Source organism: Kitasatospora putterlickiae (genome assembly GCF_039527695.1).
GTDB lineage: Bacteria > Actinomycetota > Actinomycetes > Streptomycetales > Streptomycetaceae > Kitasatospora > Kitasatospora putterlickiae.
This window is the reverse complement of sequence record NZ_BAAAKJ010000231.1, coordinates 6,206-14,648: the sequence shown is the minus strand read 5'-3', so window position 1 is coordinate 14,648 and position 8,443 is coordinate 6,206. Positions and strand designations below refer to the sequence as shown.

Below are 8,443 nucleotides of genomic sequence, written 5' to 3'. Positions count from 1 at the left end.
CGGCGTCCAGCGCGCCCCGGACCGCGCCGATCAGCGCGTTGGCCCGGGCGAGCTGGAAGGCCGGGGTGAGGAAGGTGTTGTAGACCCGGGGCACGAAGGCCTTGTCGACGTGGCCGAGCGCCCCGGTCCACGGGATGTTCGCGCCGTCGGCGACCACGGTCCCGGCGGCCAGCGACCGCAGCCCGAACTCCTCGCCCTCCGGCTCGAAGGACAGCCCCGCGTGGTCGCTCATCGCGAGGGCGCTGATCGGGGTGTCGCCGCCCTCCGGGAAGCCCTCCAGGATGGTGATGTCCGACACCGGGTGGCCCAGGGCGCGCTCCAGCCGTCCGTGGAACAGCATCTCGCGGCCCGTGTCCTGGATCAGCAGGGGCGCCGAGCGGGGCTTGGAGGACCCGCTGAAGAACCACCGGGCCCGGGCCGACACCTCGCCGATGTGCTGGATCTTCTCGTCGGTGCCGATGAACTCGGCGATCGAGACCCACACGTAGTGGTGGGCCAGCAGCTCGCCGACCGAGGCGTCGGCCGCCGCGACGGTGCGCACCACCCGGAACGCGGTGGACCAGTTCTGGCCGGCCCCGCCGTACTCGACCGGTCCCAGCAGCGTCACCAGGCCGGTCTCCTTCAGCAGCCGGATCTCCCGCACCGGCGGGTTGCCCTCGCGGTCGCGCCGGGCGGCGCCGGCTGCCAGCCGCGCCCCGACCTCCTCGGCCCGCCGCAGCCACCCCTCGGCCGCCTCGGGGACGGCGTCCGTCGTCGTGTCAGTCATCTCTCCCCCTTCGTGACGTGCTCGCCGTCCTGCCCGGCGACGTGTTCGGTGTCCTGCTCCGGGTCCTCCCGGCCGGTGACGTCCGTGCCGTGCGCCCCGCCCGCGCGGTGCGCCCCGCCCGTGCCGTCCGCACCGTCCGCGCCGGGCAGCCGCAGGACGGCGTCCAGCAGGGCCCGGGTGTACGGGTGGGCGGGGGCCTTGAAGATCCGCTCGGTCTCGCCCTCCTCGACGACCGACCCGCCGCGCATGATCAGCACCCGGTCGGCGACCTGCCGCACCACGGCCAGGTCGTGGGTGATGAACAGCAGGGCGATGCCCCGCTCGCGCCGCAGCCGGTCCAGCAGCTCCAGCACCTGCGCCTGAACCGAGACGTCCAGCGCCGAAACCGGCTCGTCGCAGACCAGCACCTGTGGACGGCCCGCCAACGCCCGGGCGATGGCCACCCGCTGGCGCTGGCCGCCGGACAGCTGGTGCGGCCGGCGGGCGAGCAGGTCGGCCGACAGCCCGACCTGGTCGAGGAGTTCCGCGCACCGCCGGGCCCGTTCGCCGCGCCGCAGTCCCGGCAGCGCCTCGCCGATGATCCGCGCCACGGTGAACCGGGGGTCCGCCGAGGCGTACGGGTCCTGCTGGACGAACCGGATCGCCGAGCGCTCGGCCCGGCGCCGCCGCTCCGGCAGCGCCGACCAGGGCCGCCCGCGCAGCAGCACCTCCCCGGCGTCGGGACGGGTCAGACCCATCGCGATCCGCGCCAGCGTGGTCTTGCCCGAGCCGGACTCGCCGACCACGCCCAGCGCCTCACCCGCCCGCAGGGTGAACCCGACCTCGTCGAGGGCCCTCGGCCCGCCCGGGGCGAAGGACTTGACCAGCCCGCGCCCGCTCAGCAGCGGGGCCGCTTCCCCGGCGTCCGGTGCCCCGGGCGCGGCCTGGGCGGGACGGGCCGGCGGGCGGCCCGAGGGCACCGCGTCCAGCAGCATCCGGGTGTACGGGTGCTCCGGGGCGGACAGCACCCGGCCGGCCGGCCCGCTCTCCACCACCTCGCCCCGCCGCAGCACCAGCACCCGGTCCGCCACCTGCGCCACCACCGCCAGGTCGTGACTGACCAGCAGCAGGCCCCGCCCCTCGTCCTTGAGCCGGCCGAGCAGCGCGAGGATCTGCGCCTGGACGATCGCGTCCAGCGCCGTGGTCGGCTCGTCGGCGATCAGCAGCGGGGCGTCGGCGGCCAGCGCCGAGGCGATCAGCGCGCGCTGGCGCAGCCCGCCGGAGAGCTGGTGCGGGTACTGGGTGCGCCGGGCCTCCGGCTCCGGCACGCCCACCGCCGTCAGCAGCTCCACCACCCGTGCGGCGGTGTCCGGACCGGCGGTGCCGCCGAGCCGGGCCGCCTCGGCGATCTCGGCGCCGACCGTGCGCAGTGGGTCCAGCGCGGTCAGCGCGTCCTGGAAGACCATGGCGATCCGACGGCCGCGCACCGCGCGCCACTGCCGTTCGCCGAAGCCGGCGGCGTCCGCTCCGGCCACCTCCAGGGTCCGCGCGGAGACCCGCGCCCGGGCGCCCGCCAGCCCGATCAGGGACCGCGAGGTGACGGACTTGCCCGAGCCGGACTCGCCGACCAGCGCCACGCACTCGCCGGGTCCGATCGCCAGCGACACCCCGTCCACGGCGGGCCGCGGCGCGCCGGGGAACGACACCCGCAACCCCTCCATCCGCACGAGCGGGCCCGGCACCGACGCACCGGTGTCCCCGGCCGTCGCCTCCGCCGTGGTCGTCTTCGTCTTCGTCTTCGTCGTCGTCATCGCACCGCCCTCAGCTGCAGCGAACGGCCGATCAGCGTGGTGCAGACCACCACGACCGAGACGGCCAGGCCGGGCGCGATCGAGATCCACCAGGCCGTCTGGAGGAAGTCCTTGCCGTCGGCGACCATCGAGCCCCAGTCCGCCTCCGGCGGGACCGGTCCCAGGCCGAGCACGCTGAGCCCGGAGCCCGAGATGATGGCCGAGCCCAGCCCGATGGAGGCCAGCACCACCAGCGGGCCGCCGACGTTCGGCAGCACGTGCCGCAGCACCGACCGCCAGGCCGGCACCCCCAGCACCCGCGCCGCCTCCACGTACTCCGAGCGCAGCACCAGCCGCGCCTGGCCGCGCACCAGCCGGGCGTAGTGGGGCACCCCGGCGGTGCCGATGGCGATCGCCACGTTGACCGTGCCGCCGCCCAGCAGCGCCACCACCACCAGCGCGAGCAGCAGTTCGGGGAAGCCCAGCAGCACGTCCACCACCCGCATCAGCGCGAAGTCGACGCGTTGTCCGCCGCAGCCGGCGACCAGGCCGAGCAGCGCGCCGCCGCCCACCCCGATCAGCGTCGCGCCGACCGCGATCAGCAGCGACAGCCGGGTGCCGTGCACCAGCCGCGACCAGACGTCCCGGCCGAGCTGGTCGGTGCCCAGCCAGTGCGCGGCACCGGGCGGGCGCAGCGCCGCCGCGACGTCCGTCGCCTCGGGGGCGTGGGTGGCGAACATCCCGGGGAAGACCAGCACGAGCGCCACCGCGGCCAGCAGGACCAGCGGCGCCAGGCGGGCCGGCGAGCGCAGCAGCGCGCCCCGGCGCGCGGTGGCCGCGGCCGGCCGGTCGAGGAGGGCGGTCACGGTGCTCATGCCGTTCCTCCCTCGCGCAGCCGGGGGTCGATCAGCGGGTGGAGCACGTCCACCAGGGTGTTGATGAGCACGAACGCCGCGCTGGAGATGACCACCAGGGCGCTGACCACCGGCAGGTCGCGCGAGCCGACCGCGTTGGCCAGCACCCGGCCCAGGCCCGGCCGGGTGAAGATGTTCTCCACCAGCACCGCGCCGCCGAACAGGCTGCCCAGCACGAAGCCGGCCAGTGTGGTCAGCGGCAGCAGCGCGTGCCGCAGGGTGTGCCGCAGCAGTACCGCCGTCGCGCCCAGGCCGCGCGAGCGCGCGGTCAGCACGAACGGGCGGCCGTCGGCGCTCTCCAGCTCCTGGCGGATCACCTGGGCGAGCACTCCGGCCAGCGGCAGCGCCAGCGCCAGCGTCGGCAGCACCAGCGCCGCCGGCCCGTCCGCCCCGATCGAGGGCAGCGCGTGCAGCCGGTAGGAGAACACCGTCAGCAGGATGATGCCCAGCCAGAACGACGGCATCGACACCATCAGCAGCTCGGCCAGACCGGCGGCACCGCGCACCACCCGGCCCCGGCCGGCCGTCAGGGTGGCCGCCAGCACCGCCAGCACCAGGGCGGTGATCAGCGCGGACACCGCCAGCTCGACGGTCGGACCGAGCTGGCTGCCGAGCAGCCGCTCGATCGGCTCGTTGAGCTGGTACGACCAGCCGAGGCCGCCGCTCGCCAACTGGGCGAGCTGGCGGCCGTACTGGACGAGCAGCGGGTCGTCCAGGCCGTTCTCGGCGATCACCTGGTCACGCAGGGCCGGGGTGGCGGCGGCGCCCGGCCCGATCAGTCCGTCCACGATGTCGCCGGGGGCGAGGTGAAGGGCGAAGAACGTCACCGTGAGCGTTCCCCACACCACCACCAGCCCCGCCGCGAGCCGCCGGGCGACGAACCTGGCCCAGGGCGGCACCCGCCGTCGCGGCACGAGCCGGGCGCGGTCGGACACCTCAGGCCACCCCGATGCCGTAGAAGTCGGTGTTGGCGTCGACGTCCAGGGCCAGCCCGTTCACCTTGCCGTGCCGGGCGACGTCCATGGTGGCGATGTAGGCCGGGAAGGAGTACGCCTGCTCGACGATCTTCCGCTGGACCTTGCGGTACAGCGCCGTGCGCTGCGCGGCGTCCACGGTCGCCTCGGCCTGGTCCAGCCAGCCGTCGATCTCGGCGTCCTTGACCCGGCTGCCGTTCGCCCCGCCGCCGCCGAACTGGGACTTGGAGTGGTAGAGGCTGCCCAGCAGACTCGGGTCCGAGCCCTGCCAGGCGAAGGCGAACACGTCGTAGTCGCCCTTGCCGGTGCGCCCGATGGAGCCCGCGGAGTCCAGCGGCACCAGCTTCAGCTCGACGCCGACCTGCTTCAGCGCGTCCTGCACGCCCACGTCGAAGGTGTGGTTCTGGGCCGAGACGAAGGTCTGCACGTACGGCTGCTCGGCGGTGAGGCGCTTGCCGTCCTTGGTGCGGTAGCCCTCGGCGTCCCGCCCGGTCCAGCCGGCCTCGTCCAGCAGCTTCTCCGCCTTCTCCTTGCTGTACTCCCAGGCCGGCTTGGCGAACGACGGCTCGGCGCCGGGGGTGGAGGGCGCCAGCGGCCCCCAGGCCTGCTCGTACTCGCCCTGGAAGACGCCCTTGACGATCCCGGCGAAGTCGATGGCGTGCCGGACGGCCTGCCGGGCACGCGGGTCGTCGAACGGCGCGCGGGCGGTGTTGAGGTAGTAGGTGTAGGGCACGCCGGGGACCGCCTTGCGGACCACCTCGACGCCGTTCTGGCCGCGCAGGCCGGCCAGCCGGTTGGCGGGGATCAGCTCGGCGGCGTCCACCTGGCCGGACGTCAGGGCGCCGACCCGGGAGGCGTCCTCCTTCAGCAGCAGCACGACGATGCTCTCCAGCTTCGCCTGCCCCTGGTGGGCGGCGGTCGGCGGGGCCCAGTCGTAGTCGGCCCGGCGCTTGAACACCGCCTGCTGACCCGGCGTCACCGACTCGAAGGTGAACGGGCCGGTGCCGACGACGAACGCGCCGCCGGAGGAGAGGTCGCCTCCGTGGTCGCGCAGCGCGACGGGGGAGTGGAAGCCGAGGAAGGTGCTTCCCGCCGAGCTGAGGAACGAGGAGTGCGGGGCCGTCAGGTGCACGGCCACCGTGCGCGGGTTGACGACCTCGGTCTCCTTGTAGGGGCCGAGCAGGCCCGCCGCCCGCTTGGACGCGGTCTTCGCCGCCGTGACGTGGTCGAAGTTCGCCTTCACGGCCTCGGCGTCGAACGGGGTGCCGTCGCTGAAGGTCACGCCGGTGCGCAGGGTGAAGGTGTAGGTGAGGCCGTCGGGCGAGACCGTCCACGAGTCGGCCAGCCACGGCTTGACGGTCCCGTCCGGGGCGATCGCGACCAGCGACTCCAGCACCGGGCGCAGCAGCCGCCCGGTGACGGCGGTGGACGCGGCGTGCGGGTCCCAGCTGTCGGGTTCGACGGCGGCGCCGTAGCGCAGGGTGCCCCCGTCGCTCCGCGCGGAGGGAGGGGCGGAGGAGTCGGAGCAGGCCGTGAGGACGGCGGGGCCGATGACGGCGGCGGCGGTCAGGGTGACCGGGAGGCGGAGGAAACGGCGTCTGGTGTACATGGGTTCTTTCTCGATCCTGCGCGAGGCGGGGGAACGGTGGGCGGCGTGCGGCCCGCCCATCCCGAGGGGGGCGCTGATGGCCCCGGCCCCGGACGATGCGACGAGTCTGCTGGCTCCGTCCGGATCCGACCCCCCTGTCCGTCCCCCTATGCCGGCCCTTTTCCGGGGCCGGCGGGTTTGGCGGCGGGACGCTCGCGGGTGCGCTCGGGTGTGCTCGGGTGTCAGGGCGTACGGGTCCGACGGCGGTGTGCCGTCGGGGTGGTGCGGCCGTTCCGGGGGGCATCCCGGAACGGCCGCTCAGGACCGTCAGATGTGCGGTACGGGGGAATCCGCAGACTTGAGGTCCGCTCCGGGGGCGGCGTCGCCGGCCGAGGGGGCGGCGGCCGCCGCGGGGCTGCGCAGGACGAAGGCGGCCACCAGGACGCCGACCGCCACGAACACCGCGCTGAGCCCGTAGGAGAGGTGGAAGCCGCCGGTGAGCGCCACCACCGTGCTGTCGCCCTCGCCGAGCAGCGTCGCGGTGCGGGAGGCGGCCACCGTGGCGAGGACGGCGGTGCCGATCGAGGCGCCGACCTGCTGGGTGGTGTTCACCAGGCCGGAGGCGATGCCGGCGTCGTTGGGCGAGGTGACCGACATGGCCTGGCCGATCAGCGCCGGCATGGCCGCGCCGAAGCCGAGGCCGAGCAGAACGAACGGCGGCACGATGTCGGCGAGGAAGCTGCCGTCGCTCGGCACCCGGGCCAGCAGCGCGAGCGCCGCGGCCACCAGCAGCAGGCCGACGACCAGCACCCGGCGGGGCCCGAACCTCTGGTTCAGCTTGACCGCGAAGCCCAGCGAGACGATCGCGATGGTGACCGGCGCGGGCAGGAAGGCGAGGCCGGTCTTCAGCGCGTCGTAGCCCAGCACGTTCTGGAAGTACAGCGCGGTGCAGAACTGGTAGCCGAACAGGCCGGCGACCATCAGGACCATGATGGCGTTGGCGCCGGAGACCGCCCGGGAGCGGAAGATGTGCAGCGGCAGCAGCGGCTTGGCCGCGTACGCCTGGCGGACCACGAAGCCGGCCAGCAGCACCAGCGAGCCGGCCAGCAGGCCCAGCGTGCGGCCGTCGCCCCAGGTGTACTCCTCGGCCTTGATGATCGTGTAGACCAGCAGCATCAGACCGCCGGTGGCGAGCACCGAGCCGACCAGGTCGGCGCCCTCGCGCAGCCCGAGGCCCTTCCCGCCGGGCACCACGCTCTGCGTCAGCACGAGCGCCACCAGGCCGATCGGCACGTTGACGTAGAACACCCACGGCCAGCTGAAGCTCTGCGTCAGCACGCCGCCCAGGATCAGGCCCAGCGAGGCGCCGGCCGCGGAGACGAACGCGTACGCCGCCAGGGCCTTGGCACGCTCGCCGGCGTCGGGGAACAGGGTGATGATCATGCCCAGGACGACGGCCGAGGCGAGCGCTCCGCCGACCCCCTGGACGAACCGGAACACCACCAGCGCCGTCGAGGAGGAGGCCAGGCCGCAGGCCAGCGAGGCCACGGTGAACAGGCCCAGGCCCGCGCTGAAGACGCGTCGGCCGCCCAGCAGGTCGCCCAGCCGGCCGGAGAGCAGCAACAGCCCGGCGAACGCGATGAGGTAGGCGTTGACCACCCAGGCCAGGCCGGACTGGGTGAAGCCGAGGTCGGTCTGGATGGTCGGGAGGGCGACGGTCACGATCGAACCGTCGAGGATGATCATCAGGTTGCCGGTGCAGAGGACCCCCAGTGCCAACCAGCGTGACCTGGAAGGCTGGAGGGACGGCGGGGCTTGCGTGGTCATCGGAGGAATCCTTCGGGGAATGGCCGGGGAGGGGCGCCCGGTGGCGCCCGCGCTCCCTGAGGGCACTTCTTGTTACAGCGACCATCCTGTGTGACCATCAAGTCCACCGTAAGGAGGCACTTTCATGTTCCTGGGGAACAACGATGTGATCGCGGACATCGAGGAGGCCGCCGGCGTCGACGACCCGGCCCCCGTCCGGGAGGCGTGCACCGTCCTGGAGGCGCTCAACCGGATCAGCGGCAAGTGGGCGATCGGGATCCTGCTCAACCTCAGCCACGGTCCGGTCCGCTTCACCGAACTCGAACGGTCCGTACCCGGAATCAGCCGCCGCATGCTCACCCTGACACTGCGGAACCTCGAACGCGACGGACTGATCGAGCGCACCGTCTACGCGACCGTGCCGCCCAAGGTGGAGTACCGCGGCACCGAGATGGCCGACGAGCTCTACGCCTCCCTCAAGGGCCTCACCGCCTGGGCGGAACGCCACCGCGACGCCATCGCCCGCTCGCGCGACTCCTACGACCGGGAGCAGGCGGCGGGCGCCGGGGACCTCTGAGCCCGGCATTCGCCCCTGGCGGGCCCGGCGCCTCCCGGCCGTCCCGACC

Annotated in this window: 7 protein-coding genes; 1 reads left to right on the top strand and 6 read right to left on the bottom strand. The window is 74.2% G+C overall.

The genetic code is table 11. The features are described from left to right. The 6 genes from ABD308_RS23280 to ABD308_RS23255 all read right to left on the bottom strand — a co-directional run. On the bottom strand, positions 1-766 hold a 766-nt coding region (locus ABD308_RS23280), incomplete at its 3' end, for an acyl-CoA dehydrogenase family protein (protein ID WP_344338203.1). Further along, entirely contained in the window at positions 763-2,556 is a 1,794-nt protein-coding gene (locus ABD308_RS23275) for a dipeptide ABC transporter ATP-binding protein (RefSeq protein ID WP_344338200.1), read from the bottom strand. The genes ABD308_RS23280 and ABD308_RS23275, both read right to left, overlap by 4 nt. Further along, entirely contained in the window at positions 2,553-3,410 is an 858-nt protein-coding gene (locus ABD308_RS23270) for an ABC transporter permease (RefSeq protein ID WP_344338199.1), read from the bottom strand. Before ABD308_RS23270 ends, ABD308_RS23275 begins: the two co-directional genes overlap by 4 nt. After that, positions 3,407-4,384, bottom strand: a complete 978-nt coding sequence (locus ABD308_RS23265; RefSeq protein WP_344338197.1) for an ABC transporter permease — start codon at positions 4,382-4,384, stop codon at positions 3,407-3,409. The genes ABD308_RS23270 and ABD308_RS23265 overlap by 4 nt, the downstream gene beginning before the upstream one ends. A 1-nt stretch (position 4,385) precedes the next feature. After that, positions 4,386-6,032: an ABC transporter substrate-binding protein gene (locus ABD308_RS23260; RefSeq protein WP_344338195.1), complete on the bottom strand. Its 1,647-nt coding sequence runs from the start codon at positions 6,030-6,032 to the stop codon at positions 4,386-4,388. A 306-nt stretch (positions 6,033-6,338) separates the two neighbouring features. Then, positions 6,339-7,838: a DHA2 family efflux MFS transporter permease subunit gene (locus tag ABD308_RS23255; protein WP_344338194.1), complete on the bottom strand. Its 1,500-nt coding sequence runs from the start codon at positions 7,836-7,838 to the stop codon at positions 6,339-6,341. 124 nt (positions 7,839-7,962) lie between these two features. Between ABD308_RS23255 and ABD308_RS23250 the strand changes: the two genes are divergently transcribed. Next, positions 7,963-8,394 (top strand): winged helix-turn-helix transcriptional regulator, encoded by a 432-nt coding sequence (locus ABD308_RS23250; protein ID WP_344338192.1) that lies wholly within the window; start codon positions 7,963-7,965, stop codon positions 8,392-8,394. Positions 8,395-8,443 lie beyond the last annotated feature (49 nt).

Excerpts from the sequence above, each read along its gene's own strand:
- ABD308_RS23270 (WP_344338199.1), bottom strand. The coding sequence starts at position 3,410 with ATGAGCACCGTGACCGCCCTCCTCGACCGGCCGGCCGCGGCCACCGCG.
- ABD308_RS23260 (WP_344338195.1), bottom strand. The coding sequence starts at position 6,032 with ATGTACACCAGACGCCGTTTCCTCCGCCTCCCGGTCACCCTGACCGCC.
- ABD308_RS23250 (WP_344338192.1), top strand. The coding sequence starts at position 7,963 with ATGTTCCTGGGGAACAACGATGTGATCGCGGACATCGAGGAGGCCGCC.
- ABD308_RS23275 (WP_344338200.1), bottom strand. The coding sequence starts at position 2,556 with ATGACGACGACGAAGACGAAGACGAAGACGACCACGGCGGAGGCGACG.
- ABD308_RS23255 (WP_344338194.1), bottom strand. The coding sequence starts at position 7,838 with ATGACCACGCAAGCCCCGCCGTCCCTCCAGCCTTCCAGGTCACGCTGG.